The sequence below is a fragment of the Rhizobium sp. BK456 genome (assembly GCF_014194045.1).
Classification (GTDB): domain Bacteria; phylum Pseudomonadota; class Alphaproteobacteria; order Rhizobiales; family Rhizobiaceae; genus Rhizobium; species Rhizobium redzepovicii.
Genome location: NZ_JACIAO010000002.1, coordinates 681,256 through 696,143 on the forward strand (window position 1 = coordinate 681,256; position 14,888 = coordinate 696,143).

Here is a 14,888-nt window from a genome sequence, read left to right on the forward strand (position 1 = left end):
GTCCAGTCGGCGGGTCGACGGCGGTTCTGCCGCCACCCGCTGTTTCAAGCTGCGTTACTGGGTAACCTGCGCGAGATCGGCATCGAGGCGCTTACGCACCGGGTTCGGTACCTTGGCAGTCTTGATGGCGTCGAGGTTCGCCGGCTTCTCACCCACCTGGATGAGCGCGACCATGCCCATGCCGGCATGCGGCGTGCACTTGACGACATATGCACCCGGCTCGTCGAACGTGGCCTGGAACTGCTCGTTGGGCTTGGACTTGAACTCGGTTGCGCCCTCGGGAATGAGACCCTTATACGTTTCAACGTTATGGCTCTTGTCGGTCGGGACGAAAGTGACAGTGTCTCCTGGAGCGACTTTGACGAAGCCCGGCTCGAATACCATTACTCCGTCGGCGCCCTTGTTGAGCAACTGAACTTGGTGATCGGCAGCCATCATCGGCGCCGCCGAGGTAACAAGAACTGCAGCCACAGCGATCAGACCGAATTTCAAACGCATTTTCATGTCTCCTGTTTGCGGGGCCGGATTTGGCCTCGGGGACACTTCTAGGACATGGCAGCGCAGCGCTCTTTGATGCTCGTCAAACCTGGATAAAATCAATTTTTCAAGACTGAGCCCGACTTCGAACGGACAACGTCATCGATCGGATTTGCCTGAAAGAACAGTGCTCCGCCGACGCTTGCTCGGCCTTTTGATTATGGCGTCATTGGGCGCAGCAGCGGAATAGTGCGTCTGACGATCAATCGGAGGCACTTCGACCATTTCGGCAGGGCGAGGGTCGCGGCCTGGCGTCGAGAACGGGCCAGTGTTCTTTGAAGAGGTGACGGGTTCCGTGACTTGTCGGTTGGAGATCGGCACCGGCGAAATTGGATCAAGCAGTCCGGTAATTTCACCAGTCAACGTGAAGCCGCGCTCCCGGCACCGGCTGCCGCATCCGGGTTGCCAAAATGTTACGAAGCATAGGTGTGTCGATCAACAATGGGCAACCGCGCCTATCAGCGCCGATCGAGAAGCTCGCGAATCATGGAAGCCAGTTCTCGCGCGGTATAGGGCTTGCGAAGCCATTGAGCACCGGAAATGACGTCCGTCGTTGCAAGGGCCGGCTCTGAGTAGCCCGACGTGAAGAGAACGGCGATGTCCGGCCGAAGGGTCCGAGCCTCCCTCGCCACCTCGTCGCCGGTCATGCCGCCGGGCATGACGATGTCGGTGAACAGAAGCGCGATTTCCTCGTTTTTGCGCAGGATTTCGAGTGCTCCACGGCCGTTGTCCGCTTCAAGCACCGCGTATCCCATATCGCCGAGCCGCGCGACAGCTACCCGGCGGACACGAGCGTCGTCCTCCACAACCAGGATCAGCTCGTTTCCTCGAGGAAGCGGGCTCTCCTTTTTCTCTGCCTGCAGACCAGATTCCTGTAGCTTGGATCCGGTCACGGCGGGGAGGTAGATCCGTATCGTCGTGCCTCGACCAGCTTCGCTATAGATTTGAAGGTGGCCGCCGGACTGCTTGACGAAGCCATAGACCATGCTCAGCCCGAGTCCCGTTCCCGATCCTACTTCCTTTGTGGTGAAGAAGGGCTCAATGGCATGCTTCCTCACTTCTTCCGTCATCCCAATTCCCGTGTCGGTCATGGAAATGAGCACGAAATTGCCGCTGCGAACCTCGGGATACATCTTTGCGTAGTCGGCATCGAGGTGCACGCGCGAGATTTCGGTGGTCAGGCTGCCGCCTTTCGGCATGGCGTCGCGCGCGTTGAGAGCGATATTGAGAATTGCGTTCTGAAGCTGCGAGCTGTCAACCACGACGTTCAGATCGGATCCCGCGATCGTCGTAGTGAGCTTGATGTCCTCTCCGAGAGTTCTGCCAAGCAAGTCCGAGAATCCTGTCACAAGCTGGCCGAGGTCGGCATGCTTCGGGTTAAGAGGCTGACGCCGGCCGAAAGCAAGCAACTGGCCTGTAAGCTTAGCGCCGTCGGCTGCCGCGTCCTGGGCCTCCCGGAGGATGTCTCTAAGTTTGCCGGGAGGCAACTTGTCCTCGATCATCTCCAGATTACCGCTGATCACGGTCAGAAGGTTGTTGAAGTCGTGCGCCAAGCCTCCCGTCAATTGTCCGACGGCTTCCATTTTTTGCGCCTGGCGGAGGTCTTCCTCGATCTTGAAGCGACCTGTCAGATCGCGGACGAAACCCGTAAAGATGCGCTGGCCGTCCGCAGTAGCTTCCCCGACGTGGAGTTCCATTGGGAACTGGGTGCCGTCGGCCCGCTGCCCGGTGACGACACGCCCATAGCCGATAATGCGTTTCTCGCCGGTCTCGAGATAGTGATCGATGTAGCCGTCGTGGGCGTCGCGGTAGGGGTTCGGCATCAGGGTGCTGACATTGCGCCCGCAAATCTGTTCGGACGGCATGCCAAACAGCTTTTCGGCCGCCTTGCTGAACGACAGCACCGTTCCCTTGTGGTCTATGACCACCATGGCGTCCGGCACGGTGTCCAGAATTGAACTCAGGTGGGCCTCGCGCGATTTGACCGCGTCCTGAGCCTGCTTCAGGGCGCTGACGTCGCTGTTGGTCTGAATGATGGCGAGGTCGCCATCGGGAAGGTTCACAAGCACGCAGCGCGACGCCGTGTGGATCTCATGCCCGCTTTTGTGGCGGTGTACGATTTCGCCCTGCCAGGACCCTCTTTGCTTGAGCTGGTTTCGTATCTCGTCTACCGGCTCCGGAAACCGGGTTGCCAGAAGCTCGTATACTTTTTCGCCGACAGCCTCTTCCCTGGTCCACCCGTACATGTTTTCGCAGCCGATCGACCAATGGGTGATGGTGCCCTCGAACCGATGGATCAGAATGTCCGCGCCGTCCAGCACATGAACCATTACATCAAGCTCCTGATAGGAGGCGGTGCGTGGCGATACGAGACGATGCGGCATGGCTTATCCAGCGTTCGATTAGTGGAGACTGACGCTATGGCAGGTTTTCTCTGAAAAATCATCCGGGTTGCCCGACAGCTCCTGCAGCCGGCGCAGGTTCACGATCCTCAGGTCGTGGCGCCCTTCCGGAAGGAGGACGTTGCGGGACGCAAGCTTGGTGATCGTTCGGGAGACCGTTTCGATGGTCAGGCCGAGGTAGTCCGCGATATCCTGTCGGTTCATGGGAATCCGCAGTAGGCCCTTGTGGACCTCGGCGTTGCGACGGGACACCAGTCTGGCGATGAATGTGCACAACCGCTCTTCGGCATTCTTCTTGGAGAGAAGCACCATCTGGTCATGAGCCGCGACGGTTTCCTTGCAGAGCAGGGAAATATATTCCGGACGCAGCAAGTCGCACCGGCCAACCTCCTCATTGAAGCTTTTGCGCGAAACGCGGCGGATCTTGCAGTCGGTGACGGCTTCGGCCGTGAACAGGAAGTCGCTCTGCAAAAAGGCGCCGATAACGTCGCCTGCGAAGTGGAAAGCGGTAATCACACGGCGTCCTTCGCCGATGATGCGCTGGAGGCGGACGACGCCCTCCACGACTTGGAAGAGATGCTTCGCAGCGTCCCCTTCCCAGCAGATAGCCTTTCCACCCGGAACGACTTCAACCGTCGACATCTGGAATAACGAACCAAGGGAACGCCCGCCGCGCGCAATGTCCGTGGCGGCCTCGACTGGTTGGAAAGCTTGGCGATTCTGCATCAGCATCTTGGTGTCCCCGCGTTTTCGATGCCTGAAATAGACAGCACCCGCGTCACACCGGAATGATTGGCCCGTTGCAAATGGTGAGACTGTGTAACAGCGTGTAACTGCGCCATGCCTGGGCGCCAAAGTCCTCGCTCTTTGACCTAGATCAAGGAGACCGGGCCGCACCCATGACAGTCCTGCCTCAAAGTACGAGAGAGCCGGCCGCGACGCGGTCGTCTGCGCACTGGGGACGACATCATGAACTACACAACGGAAACAGTAGTGGTCGCGGTCGCTGCTTTCCTGGCCCTGCTAGGAGCCGCCTTCGCGCACGATCACCTATTTGCGGTCCATATGGGCATACTATGCGTCTGCCTATGCGCGGGCACCATATTACTGCTGAGGAAGGTCGACTTTTCGCCGGCTGGAAATCAGCCGAAGGCGGATACCTCGGGCTATTTCGACGAGGTCATCCGCTACGGACTGATCGCTACGGTCTTCTGGGGCGTCGTCGGCTTTCTCGTCGGTGTGGTCGTCGCTGCACAGTTGGCGTTCCCGGACCTCAATCTAGCGCCGTATCTCAACTTCGGCCGTCTCCGTCCCGTGCACACCTCGGCCGTCATCTTCGCCTTCGGCGGCAACGCGCTCATCATGACCTCCTTCTACGTCGTCCAGCGGACCTGTCATGCGCGCCTGTTCGGCGGCAGCCTCGCCTGGTTTGTCTTCTGGGGATATCAGCTCTTCATCGTGATGGCGGCGACAGGCTACGTCCTTGGGATCAATCAAGCCCGAGAATATGCAGAACCGGAATGGTACGTCGACATCTGGCTTACGATCGTTTGGGTGGCCTACCTGGCCGTCTATCTTGGGACGATCCTAAAGCGTCGGGAACCTCATATCTACGTCGCGAATTGGTTCTATCTTGGCTTCATCGTGACGATTGCGATGCTGCACGTAGTCAACAACCTTGCCGTTCCCGCGTCCTTTCTGGGCTCGAAGAGCTACTCCGTCTTCTCCGGGGTCCAGGACGCTCTGACACAATGGTGGTACGGCCACAACGCCGTCGGCTTTTTCCTCACCGCTGGCTTCCTTGGCATGATGTACTACTTCGTGCCGAAGCAGGCCAACCGACCCGTCTATTCCTATCGGCTGTCGATCATCCACTTCTGGGCATTGATCTTCATGTATATCTGGGCCGGCCCGCATCACCTGCACTACACAGCGCTGCCCGATTGGGCCCAGACTCTCGGCATGGTCTTCTCGGTCATGCTCTGGATGCCGTCCTGGGGCGGCATGATCAATGGCCTCATGACCCTTTCGGGGGCTTGGGACAAAGTGCGCACCGATCCGATCATCCGGATGATGATCATTGCCATCGCCTTCTACGGCATGTCGACCTTCGAGGGTCCGATGATGTCGATAAAGACGGTCAACTCGCTCAGCCACTACACCGAGTGGACGATCGGCCATGTGCATTCGGGAGCCCTTGGCTGGGTCGGCATGATCACCTTCGGGGCGATCTACTATCTGACGCCCAAGCTTTGGGGACGCGAGCGTCTCTACAGCCTGCGAATGGTCAACTGGCACTTCTGGCTCGCCACCCTCGGCATCGTCATTTACGCCGCCGTGCTCTGGGTGGCCGGGATCCAGCAGGGTCTGATGTGGCGCGAGTATAATTCGCAGGGCTTCCTTGTCTACTCATTCGCGGAGACCGTGGCCGCGATGTACCCATACTACGTGCTGCGCGTCGTCGGAGGCGGCCTCTATCTGGCCGGTGGGATCGTTATGGCTTGGAACGTCTTCATGACGATCCGCGGCCACCTGCGCGATGAGCTAGCTATTCCGACCGCTTACGTGCCCCAGGCACAGCCTGCCGAGTGAGGTGAAAAATGGCATCGATATTAGACAAGCATAAGATCCTCGAGAAGAACGCCACCCTCCTTCTTGTCGGTTCGCTCCTCGTCGTGAGCATCGGCGGCATCGTCGAAATCGCTCCTCTGTTCTATCTCCAGAACACCATCGAGAAGGTGGAGGGGATGCGTCCCTACACTCCTCTCGAGCTGGCCGGACGAAACATCTACATTCGCGAAGGCTGCTATCTCTGCCACAGCCAGATGATACGGCCGTTCCGAGATGAGGTGGAACGCTACGGCCATTACTCGCTGGCGGCCGAGTCCATGTATGACCACCCGTTCCAGTGGGGTTCCAAGCGCACCGGCCCGGACCTGGCTCGTGTCGGAGGCCGCTATTCGAACGAATGGCACGTCCAACATCTTTCCGATCCGCGGGCGGTTGTGCCTGAATCGATCATGCCAAAATACGCGTTCCTGAAGACGAACGAGATTTCGGTCAAGGACATCGGCATGGACCTCAAGGCCAATGAAGACGTCGGCGTTCCTTACACGGACGACATGCTGGCCAATGCTCAGGCCGACATGAAGACGCAGGCTGATCCGAATGCCGACACCACGGCGCTGCTCGAGCGCTATCCAAAGGCGAAAGTCGGCGACTTCGACGGCGATCCCGCCAGGCTGACCGAAATGGACGCCCTGGTGTCCTACCTGCAGATGCTCGGAACGTTGGTCGATTTCTCGACCTACGACGACGCGACCGGCTACCGATGAGGTGATCCATGGAAACCTATACTGCAATGAGACACTTCGCCGACAGTTGGGGTCTGCTGGCAATGGCCGCCTTCTTCGTGGGCGCCGTCCTCTACACCCTTCGCCCCGGCAGCAAGCAGACGGCCGCCGAAGCCGCCGATATTCCCCTGAAGGATGACTGAGATGTCGGAAAAGCATGTCGATGAAATCAGCGGCGTCGAAACTACGGGCCATGAATGGGACGGGATCCGCGAGCTTAACAATCCGATGCCCAGATGGTGGGTCTGGACGTTCTACGTCTGCATCCTGTGGGCCATCGGCTACGCCTTCGCTTATCCCGCGATCCCCATGATCACTTCTGCCACCAAGGGCTATCTAGGGTTCTCCAGCCGCGCCGAGCTCCAACAGGATGTCGACGTCGCCAAGGCGGGGCAGATGAAGTTTCACGATATGATCGCCACCAGGACGGTGCAGGAGATCGACGCCGATCCAGCCCTGCGCGAGTTCGCGATCGCCGGCGGGGCTTCGGCCTTCAAGGTGAATTGTGCGCCGTGTCATGGCTCGGGAGCCAGCGGCGGGCCGGGGTTTCCCAATTTGAACGACGACGACTGGCTATGGGGAGGCGACCTCGATTCCATCAACACGACGATCGCGCACGGTATTCGCTTCGACGGGGATGCAGACACGCACGTCTCTGAGATGCCGGCCTTCGCCGACATGTTGAGTCCAGATCAGACGAAACAGGTCGCGGCCTATGTCTGGGGCCTGACTAACACGCCCTCTAACCCAGCGGCTGCGGAAGCTGGCAAGCAGATATTCCTCGACAATTGCGCGGCGTGCCACGGCGAGAACGCCAAAGGCAAGGCTGACATGGGTGCTCCTGACCTTGCCGACGCGATCTGGCTCAAGGGACGAGGGGAGGACGCGATCGCCCGCCAGGTCACGGCGCCCAAGCATGGAGTGATGCCGTCGTGGGCTGCCCGTTTGGGCGACAGCACCGTGAAGGAACTGACTGTGTTCGTCCACTCTCTTGGCGGCGGGACCTGAAGGATACCAACATGACGACACACGACCATAATCCCTTGCTCGCTCTTTACGGCGTACCGCGCGCAGTCGTCCACTCGCGCGTTTCCGTACGCGCCAAGCCAATCGCGGCAGAGTCCGAACAGACGGACGCTGAAAAGATCGGGAATTCGATGGTAAGTTTGATCGGGCTCAAAGATCAGAAGCCGACAAGCAGGTAGACAACCTTCCCAGGACGTTCCCCGCAGTTCCTCCAGGCCACGCCTTTTCGTTCCGAGGCGTCGCCATCATTTAGGCCCGTCAAGGTGAGCCGACGGCAGCTTGCCGCCACAACGAAGGGCACCAACCCCTTGGGGCCGCGCTTCCTGTCCGGAGCGTGGCCCATTTTTTTAACAGTTGTCATTCTTGACCTGGATCAAGGACGGGCTCTCGCAGAGCTGAGAAGAAGGCGGTGAAAATCGGACAGAGCGCGATGAATATCTACAGAGCACGAGATCCCAGCCCGGTCGAACGGATAGACGCGGAACCCGTGAACGCCCGCGGCAAACGTGAACCACTTTATGCTGCCCGAAAGAAGGTATTTCCCAAGCGCGCCGAAGGGCGCTTTCGGCGTTTCAAGTGGATCGTGATGATGATCACACTTGGGATCTACTACCTGGCTCCTTGGATTCGCTGGGATCGAGGACCCTACGCGCCGGATCAGGCTATTCTGGTGGACCTGGCGTCACGGCGCTTTTTCTTCTTCTTCATCGAGATCTGGCCGCAGGAATTCTATTACGTAGCGGGCCTGCTTGTCATGGCAGGGTTCGGTCTCTTTCTCGTCACATCTGCCGTCGGGCGGGCGTGGTGCGGATATGCTTGCCCGCAAACCGTCTGGGTCGATCTGTTCCTTGTTGTCGAGCGGGCGATCGAGGGGGACCGCAACGCCCGCATGAAGCTTGATGCCGGGCCGTGGACTTTCGACAAGGCAAGAAAAAGGGTCATCAAGCACGCAATCTGGCTGATGATCGGCGTCGCGACAGGGGGGGCTTGGATCTTCTATTTCGCCGACGCGCCGACGCTTGTCGTCTCGCTTTTCACAGCGAAGGCACCTGTCGTGGCCTACGCGACCGTCGCTACTCTGACTGCGACCACCTACGTCCTCGGCGGGCTGATGCGCGAACAGGTCTGTACGTACATGTGCCCGTGGCCGCGAATCCAAGGCGCGATGCTCGATGAAAATTCTCTTGTCGTTACATACAACGATTGGCGCGGTGAGGCCCGCTCACGCCACTCCAAGAAGATCTTGGCTGCCGGTCAATCGGTCGGCGATTGTGTCGATTGCAACGCCTGCGTGGCCGTCTGCCCCATGGGTATCGACATCCGCGACGGACAGCAGATGGAATGTATTACCTGCGCCTTGTGCATCGACGCCTGCGATGGCGTCATGGACAAGCTGGGAAAGCCGCGTGGCCTCATAGCGTATGCGACGCTGAGCGAATACGCGGCCAACATGGCCATTGCGACGGACGACGGAAGAACGCCTGTCCAGCCCTCGAAGGTGCGGAATGCCGACGGCTCGTTCGTCGAGGCCATCCGGCATTTCGACTGGCGCATCATATTCCGTCCACGCGTGCTGTTTTATGCAGTCACCTGGCTTTTGATCGGCGTCGCCATGGTGGTCCATCTCGCAATGCGCGAGCGACTGGAGCTCAACGTGGTTCACGATCGAAACCCGCAATACGTTTTGGAAAGCGACGGCTCCATCCGCAACGGCTACACACTGCGAATACTGAATATGGTTCCCGCTCCACGCAGGATCGAGCTCAGCCTTTTAGGCCTCGACGACGGCGCCAGCATGCGCATTCCTGAACTAGCCAAGCAGGGCGCGCGGACCTTTATCATCGAAGCTGCGCCGGACGTCGCGACAACAGTCAAGGTCTTCGTGACGAGCAAACAGTCGACCGCCGCGATCAGCGAGTTCCTTTTTGCCATCGAGGACGCCGGACACTCCGATAGAGCGACCTATCGCGCCGCATTCAACACACCGGGAGACGCCAAATGACTACCTCCACCCAAGGATTCACAGGGCGGCACATGCTGCTTGCCACATGCTCGTTCTTCGCGGTGGTGATCGGCGTCAACGTGACCATGGCCTGGTTCGCCTCGTCGAGCTGGAGCGGTCTCGTCGTCGAGAACACTTATGTCGCTAGCCAGGAGTTCAACGCCAAAGCAGCGGCGATGAAGGCGATGGCGGCGTCTGGCATCATCGGAAAACTGTCGCTGGCCGGCGGCCGCATCCACTACGACATCCGCAATCGCGACGGATCTCCCACGCTCGTCGATGAGGTGGCCGCAAATTTCAAACGCCCTGTGGGCGATCACGAGGATTTCCACGTCGCATTCACGAAAATCGGCGAAGGACAGTTTGAGTCCCAGCACCGTGTCGCCTCGGGTGACTGGATCGTCGAGGTCGTTTCGCGAAAAGAAGGCAGGGTCGTGATGCACGAGGCCTCCCGCCTCGATACCGCGGGGTTTGGCGAATGACGTGCTGCATGATGAACGCGGATGGAGTTCTCGCGATGAGCACCACATCAGTCAGCGCCGAGGAAATCGCGCTCGCAGCCCATTCTTTGGGCGAGGGACTACGGCAGCTCGATCTGAGCGTCCCCGATGTCCACTGCGGGAGCTGCATATCGGCATTGGAGAAGGCCCTTTCGGCGCTCCCCTACGTTCGGAAGGCCAGAGTGAACCTCACATCGCGGCGCGTAACCTGCGTGTACGCCGAAAAAACTGAAGATGGTGCTGCCGACCCGACTGGAATCATCGCCGCGATCAACGGCGCTGGATACCGCGCCCATCTCTTCACACCATTTGCCGCGGAGAACGACAAGACAAGGAACCAGCTTCTCCTCGCCGTCGGAGTATCCGGCTTTGCGGCCGCCAACATCATGCTTCTGTCCGTCTCGGTCTGGTCCGGCGCCGACGCTGCTACAAGGGATCTGTTCCATTGGATCTCGGCGATGATCGCAGCACCCGCGCTGGTCTACGCGGGGCGGTTCTTTTTCCGGTCGGCATGGAACGCGTTGAAGCATGGTCGCACGAACATGGACGTGCCGATTTCTTTGGCCGTGAGCCTTTCTTACGCGGTTTCGCTTTGGGAGACCGCCCATCATGGGGAACACGCATGGTTCGACGCGACCGTGTCCCTGTTGTTCTTCCTTCTTATCGGCAGGACGCTGGATCATGTGATGCGCGAAAAGGCCCGCGCTGCCATCAATGGGCTCGCCCGACTTGCGCCGCGTGGGGCACTGCTCCTGGCGCCCAATGGATCGCGCCGTTACGTTCCGCTTGATGAAATCGTCGTGGGAGATGAGATCGCCGTCGCGGTCGGCGAACGGATTCCGGTGGACGGAATGGTCGTCGTCGGCGAAAGCGATCTCGATCTTGCGATCGTTACCGGCGAAAGCACTCCGGTCGCCGTCGCCAGCGGCGTCGCGGTCAGCTCAGGTGCCATGAACCTCACTGGCTCGCTTGTCGTCCGCGCCACCAAGCTCTCCAAGGACTCTCTCTTGGCCGAAATCATCAGCCTCATGGAGGCTGCCGAGGGCGGGAGGGCACGCTACCGGCGCATCGCCGATCGCGCTGCCGCACTGTACTCCCCGGCGGTCCACCTTCTCGCTCTTGTCTCGTTTCTTGCTTGGGGGCTCATTGGCGGAGACTGGAAGCATGCGATGCTGGTCGCAGTCGCCGTGCTTATCATTACATGCCCATGCGCCCTCGGACTTGCGGTTCCCGTCGTCCAGGTCGTGGCGGCTGGCGAGCTTTTCCGCAGGGGGATCATGGTGAAAGACGGCTCCGCGCTCGAAAGACTTGCGGAGGTCGACACGGTCGCCTTCGACAAGACGGGCACTCTGACCATGGGCAGCCCAAGGCTGGTCCGGGTCGAAGCCGCCGACGAGGCGGATCTCGCGAAAGCGGCTGGACTGGCCGTCCACTCGAGGCATCCGCTGTCGCAAGCCCTGGCCAGAAGCGTCGGGCACGCTGGAACGCCATTCGAGCGCGTCAACGAAATCCCCGGCGGCGGGCTCGAAGCCGCGCGCGGCAGCGAGATCTACCGGCTGGGCAACGAGGCGTTTGCATGTGGCGCAATTCTACCGGGGTCGACGGTCGACAGCCCGCTCTCCGAAGTCGTGCTTTCCCACAACGGCGCAATGCTCGCGCGGTTCTTCTTCGAGGATGCGCTTCGCCAGGGTGCGCAAGACGCGATCAAGGAACTCGGGTCAACCAGGTTTGAAACGTTGATCATCTCAGGCGATCGCCAAAGCGTGGTCGACAACGTCGCACAGGTGCTCGGCATCAGCCGGGCGATGGGGGCGCTGACGCCACGGCAAAAGGTCGGCGAGTGTCAAAAACTGGGCGAATCCGGCCACCGCGTCCTGATGGTAGGCGACGGCATCAATGATGCACCGGCGCTTGCTGCCGCCCATGTGTCCATGGCGCCCGCCACGGCGTCTGACATCGGCCGACAGGCCGCCGATCTTGTGTTCTTCAATGACCGTCTGGATGCGGTCCCTCAAGCGATCGCAGTCGCGAGGCGATCGGCTGCACTGATACGCCAGAATTTTGCGCTAGCGATCGGATACAACGTGCTGGCGGTGCCGGTGGCGATCGCGGGTCTTGCCACGCCGCTGATCGCAGCGGTGGCAATGTCCACGTCATCGATCATCGTGGTGACCAACGCCCTTCGGCTCAACGCTGCCGCCACGCGATCCCGTGCCGGACGTTCGCCGAAACCGGCCGAGAGTGGCGGGGAGGCCAGAATCGCATGAACATGCTGATCTATCTCATCCCGATCGCGCTCTTCATGGGCGGCATAGGGCTTGCGGCATTTCTCTGGTCTCTTGGGAACGGTCAGTACGACGATCTTCAGGGGGCCGCTTGGCGCGTGCTCGCCGACGACGAGTCGGGTCCGCCGAAGTCGTAAGCCGTCATAGAGGGGGAAGGTGATGTTTACAGAGAACGAGATGTTGCTACGATCCGAGCTGTTCGAAGGGCTCGACGCCGATGCCGTTCGAAGTATGCTGGCGTTGGTGGAACTACGGACATTTGCGGTCAACGAACGAATAGCGGCCGAGGGGCAGCACGCCTCGCAGGTATTCTATGTCGTAAGAGGCCTTGTCCGACTCACGAAAGCCGAGTCAGGCGGGCGTGAGGCCGACGTCTGCGTCTGCGAGCAGGGGGACACCTTTGCGGAATATCTCGTTCCCGGTGGCGACGTTTACGCGCAGGGCGCATGGGCGGCGGATATCACGGAGCTTGCACTATTCGATCTGCCCGGCCTGCGTCAACTCGCTGCCAAAAATAGCGGGGTGCAGCGCAATGTCATGCGGATCATGGCCCGGCATCTGCTCGGCTCGCTGGAATGCATAGCGGGCGATCGCTTGCACACTGCCGCCCAGCGGGTGGCCAACTACTTTGTGAGCTGTTGTCCGGAGGCAACGGCCCAGGCGACGTTCCGGCTGCCTTATCAGAAGCGGATTCTCGCCGGAAAGCTGGGACTCGCTCCCGAGGCTCTGTCGCGCGCTTTTGCCACGCTCTCCGATGCGGGAGTAGCCGTAAAGGGCAGAATGGTTTCCATCGGCAACGTTGCTTTGCTGAGAGACGCGTGCTGAATAACTGAAGGTCGTGGGCCTACATGATGCGACCAGGCTCTTGCGTGACCTAACATGACAGCAAGTGGGAAGCCGCTCCTGCCGGCCTCGTATCGTGCGATGTGCACATAATCTCTACCCCGAACAGTGGCATTGCCCGCAATCCTGCGTTATCTCAATTCAAACACGGTCGCAGCGGGACGAATGAGTTACATGGAACCGGATCGTATTCTGGTGGTCGACGACGACGCTCGCATCAGACAGATGCTCGTCCGCTATTTTGAGGACAATGGTTACAGGGTGAACGCGGTTGGCAACGGCGCTGCCATGCGCGCTGAACTGTCGAAGGCGTCGTACGCCGCCGTTTTTCTTGACCTCGTGCTTCCCGGCGGAGAGAACGGGCTGGAACTGCTGAAGGAGTTGCGCAGCACGTCGGACGTTCCGGTGCTGATGCTCACTGGGCAGGACGACGTCACCGACAAGGTTGTGGGCCTGGAGTTTGGTGCCGACGACTATGTGGCAAAGCCGTTTCATCTGAGGGAACTACTCGCAAGGCTGAGGACTGTCCTCAGGAGACGCACTCCTGCCCCTCAGCCGGCCCCCACGCCGAACCCAGAGGAGGAAGTTCTCCGGTTCGACGGCTGGAGGCTCGAGGTTGGTCGAAGGAGACTTTCGTCTCCGCAGGGGGAGGATGTTTCCTTGACGACCGGAGAGTTCGATATGCTCCTCGTTTTCGCACGTAATCCGGGGCGGGTCCTGTCTCGTGACAAGCTGATGGACCTGACGAGAAGCCGCAGTCTGGAGGCCTTCGATCGAGCCATAGATGCGCAGATCGTCCGCCTTCGGAAAAAGGTCGAAGTCGATCCAAAGGAACCGATGATGATCCAGACGGTTCGCGGCGTGGGCTACGTCTTCACACCTCGTCCATCAAATGAGAGATAATTGATCGGGGTCAATGTTCGGTGTGTCGATCGTGCATACGGTCGGGCGTGCAATGGCTTCTGGACCGATGATCATCTGGATACTTTTCGCGGTGGCGACGACCGCCACAACTGCAGCTTTCATGCATCCGCTTTCGTCGGGTCGCCTCCGTCCCTTGAAGGACGGCCTGGATGCCCATGTCTATCGGGACCAACTTATCGAACTGGAAAGTGAGTTTACAGCCCGTCAGATCGCTGCAGACGAGTATGAACTCGCCAAGGCGGAAGCGGCGCGACGGCTGTTCAAGGCAGTCGAACGGCCGTACGTATCCGGAGGTTCACGACGCTCCCACGGCTGGGTTCGACTCGCGGTCGCGGTATTCCTACCGCTTTTCAGCATCGGACTCTACGTTTCGCTAGGCTCTCCGGAGCTACAGTCTCGTCCTTTGCCAGCTAGGCTCTCCGAGCCCGGCCAGGATCTCCAGATCCTTGTCAAGAAGACACAGGCCCATCTGGTCGGCAACCCGGAGGATGGCCGGGGATGGGACGTCATTGCTCCCGTCCTGCTTAAAATGGGTCGAGCGGACGACGCGGCAGAGGCATATCGTTCCGCGATTCGTATCCTTGGGCCGAGCGTCCTGCGTCTGGAAGGACTGTCGCAGGCCCTGATGGCTCGTTCAAACGGAATTGTGGGGGAGGAGGTCCGCGTCGTGCTCCGGAGCCTGCTGAAGATCGATCCTGCAAACCCGCGTGCGCGTTTTTATATGGCGCTGGGACTCGAACAGGAAGGCAGGACCGCGGATGCGGTGGTAGCATTCGAGTCGATCGCCATGAAATCTCCCGCCAATGCGCCCTGGCTGCCGCTCGTCAATGAACACATTGCAAGGAACGGCGGAACTCCTGTGATCGCCACCGACAAATTCCTTGCCAATCCCACGCATGAAGATATCGCTGCCGCGCAGAGCATGAATGCCGGCGACCGTCAGCAGATGATCCGCGGCATGGTCGCGAGCCTCGACGCCAAGCTCAGCGCCGATCCGAACAATTTCGAGGGATGGG

14 protein-coding genes are annotated in these 14,888 nt (G+C 59.9%); 11 read left to right on the forward strand and 3 right to left on the reverse strand.

Annotated features, from left to right (window positions below; genetic code table 11):
- Positions 1–54: 54 nt before the first annotated feature.
- The 3 genes from FHX03_RS09545 to FHX03_RS09555 form a co-directional block, all read right to left on the reverse strand.
- The gene (locus tag FHX03_RS09545; protein ID WP_097628297.1) at positions 55–498 is read right to left on the reverse strand and encodes a pseudoazurin; all 444 of its coding nucleotides are present in this window, start codon (positions 496–498) and stop codon (positions 55–57) included.
- Positions 499–995: 497 nt separating this feature from the next.
- Positions 996–2,921, reverse strand: coding sequence for a PAS domain-containing sensor histidine kinase (locus tag FHX03_RS09550; RefSeq protein WP_097628298.1), 1,926 nt, complete (start codon positions 2,919–2,921; stop codon positions 996–998).
- Between the two features lie 18 nt (positions 2,922–2,939).
- The gene (locus FHX03_RS09555) at positions 2,940–3,671 is read right to left on the reverse strand and encodes a Crp/Fnr family transcriptional regulator (protein WP_183853428.1); all 732 of its coding nucleotides are present in this window, start codon (positions 3,669–3,671) and stop codon (positions 2,940–2,942) included.
- A 237-nt stretch (positions 3,672–3,908) separates the two neighbouring features.
- Here FHX03_RS09555 and ccoN point away from each other — a divergent pair, with 237 nt between their 5' ends.
- The 11 genes from ccoN to ccmI all read left to right on the forward strand — a co-directional run.
- Positions 3,909–5,531 (forward strand): cytochrome-c oxidase, cbb3-type subunit I, encoded by a 1,623-nt coding sequence (ccoN, locus tag FHX03_RS09560; RefSeq protein WP_183777652.1) that lies wholly within the window; start codon positions 3,909–3,911, stop codon positions 5,529–5,531.
- Between the two features lie 8 nt (positions 5,532–5,539).
- Entirely contained in the window at positions 5,540–6,274 is a 735-nt protein-coding gene (gene ccoO / locus FHX03_RS09565; protein WP_097628301.1) for a cytochrome-c oxidase, cbb3-type subunit II, read from the forward strand.
- 8 nt (positions 6,275–6,282) lie between these two features.
- Positions 6,283–6,435 (forward strand): CcoQ/FixQ family Cbb3-type cytochrome c oxidase assembly chaperone, encoded by a 153-nt coding sequence (locus tag FHX03_RS09570; protein ID WP_003592769.1) that lies wholly within the window; start codon positions 6,283–6,285, stop codon positions 6,433–6,435.
- 1 nt (position 6,436) lies between these two features.
- On the forward strand, positions 6,437–7,300 hold the full coding sequence (ccoP, locus tag FHX03_RS09575) for a cytochrome-c oxidase, cbb3-type subunit III (RefSeq protein ID WP_183777653.1): 864 nt from the start codon (positions 6,437–6,439) through the stop codon (positions 7,298–7,300).
- 448 nt (positions 7,301–7,748) lie between these two features.
- A complete protein-coding gene (gene ccoG / locus FHX03_RS09580) occupies positions 7,749–9,320 on the forward strand; it encodes a cytochrome c oxidase accessory protein CcoG (RefSeq protein WP_183777654.1) in 1,572 nt (523 codons plus the stop codon).
- Positions 9,317–9,802 (forward strand): FixH family protein, encoded by a 486-nt coding sequence (locus tag FHX03_RS09585; RefSeq protein ID WP_003592778.1) that lies wholly within the window; start codon positions 9,317–9,319, stop codon positions 9,800–9,802. Before ccoG ends, FHX03_RS09585 begins: the two co-directional genes overlap by 4 nt.
- Positions 9,799–12,087, forward strand: coding sequence for a cation-translocating P-type ATPase (locus tag FHX03_RS09590; protein ID WP_183853429.1), 2,289 nt, complete (start codon positions 9,799–9,801; stop codon positions 12,085–12,087). Before FHX03_RS09585 ends, FHX03_RS09590 begins: the two co-directional genes overlap by 4 nt.
- The gene (gene ccoS, locus FHX03_RS09595) at positions 12,084–12,242 is read left to right on the forward strand and encodes a cbb3-type cytochrome oxidase assembly protein CcoS (protein ID WP_003592781.1); all 159 of its coding nucleotides are present in this window, start codon (positions 12,084–12,086) and stop codon (positions 12,240–12,242) included. The genes FHX03_RS09590 and ccoS overlap by 4 nt, the downstream gene beginning before the upstream one ends.
- Positions 12,243–12,264: 22 nt before the next feature.
- Complete coding sequence (locus tag FHX03_RS09600) at positions 12,265–12,930, forward strand: Crp/Fnr family transcriptional regulator (RefSeq protein ID WP_097628306.1); 666 nt, start codon at positions 12,265–12,267, stop codon at positions 12,928–12,930.
- Positions 12,931–13,122: 192 nt separating this feature from the next.
- Complete coding sequence (locus FHX03_RS09605; protein WP_375166084.1) at positions 13,123–13,851, forward strand: response regulator; 729 nt, start codon at positions 13,123–13,125, stop codon at positions 13,849–13,851.
- Positions 13,852–13,864: 13 nt separating this feature from the next.
- The coding region (gene ccmI / locus FHX03_RS09610; RefSeq protein ID WP_183853430.1) for a c-type cytochrome biogenesis protein CcmI at positions 13,865–14,888 on the forward strand (1,024 nt) is incomplete at its 3' end.

What these genes read in the sequence shown, in the direction of transcription:
- FHX03_RS09590 (WP_183853429.1), top strand. Translation starts at nt 9,799, where the DNA reads ATGACGTGCTGCATGATGAACGCGGATGGAGTTCTCGCGATGAGCACC.
- ccoO (WP_097628301.1), top strand. Translation starts at nt 5,540, where the DNA reads ATGGCATCGATATTAGACAAGCATAAGATCCTCGAGAAGAACGCCACC.
- FHX03_RS09555 (WP_183853428.1), bottom strand. Translation starts at nt 3,671, where the DNA reads ATGCTGATGCAGAATCGCCAAGCTTTCCAACCAGTCGAGGCCGCCACG.
- FHX03_RS09600 (WP_097628306.1), top strand. Translation starts at nt 12,265, where the DNA reads ATGTTTACAGAGAACGAGATGTTGCTACGATCCGAGCTGTTCGAAGGG.
- ccoG (WP_183777654.1), top strand. Translation starts at nt 7,749, where the DNA reads ATGAATATCTACAGAGCACGAGATCCCAGCCCGGTCGAACGGATAGAC.
- FHX03_RS09550 (WP_097628298.1), bottom strand. Translation starts at nt 2,921, where the DNA reads ATGCCGCATCGTCTCGTATCGCCACGCACCGCCTCCTATCAGGAGCTT.
- FHX03_RS09570 (WP_003592769.1), top strand. Translation starts at nt 6,283, where the DNA reads ATGGAAACCTATACTGCAATGAGACACTTCGCCGACAGTTGGGGTCTG.
- FHX03_RS09545 (WP_097628297.1), bottom strand. Translation starts at nt 498, where the DNA reads ATGCGTTTGAAATTCGGTCTGATCGCTGTGGCTGCAGTTCTTGTTACC.
- ccoS (WP_003592781.1), top strand. Translation starts at nt 12,084, where the DNA reads ATGAACATGCTGATCTATCTCATCCCGATCGCGCTCTTCATGGGCGGC.
- FHX03_RS09585 (WP_003592778.1), top strand. Translation starts at nt 9,317, where the DNA reads ATGACTACCTCCACCCAAGGATTCACAGGGCGGCACATGCTGCTTGCC.
- FHX03_RS09605 (WP_375166084.1), top strand. Translation starts at nt 13,123, where the DNA reads ATGGAACCGGATCGTATTCTGGTGGTCGACGACGACGCTCGCATCAGA.
- ccoP (WP_183777653.1), top strand. Translation starts at nt 6,437, where the DNA reads ATGTCGGAAAAGCATGTCGATGAAATCAGCGGCGTCGAAACTACGGGC.
- ccoN (WP_183777652.1), top strand. Translation starts at nt 3,909, where the DNA reads ATGAACTACACAACGGAAACAGTAGTGGTCGCGGTCGCTGCTTTCCTG.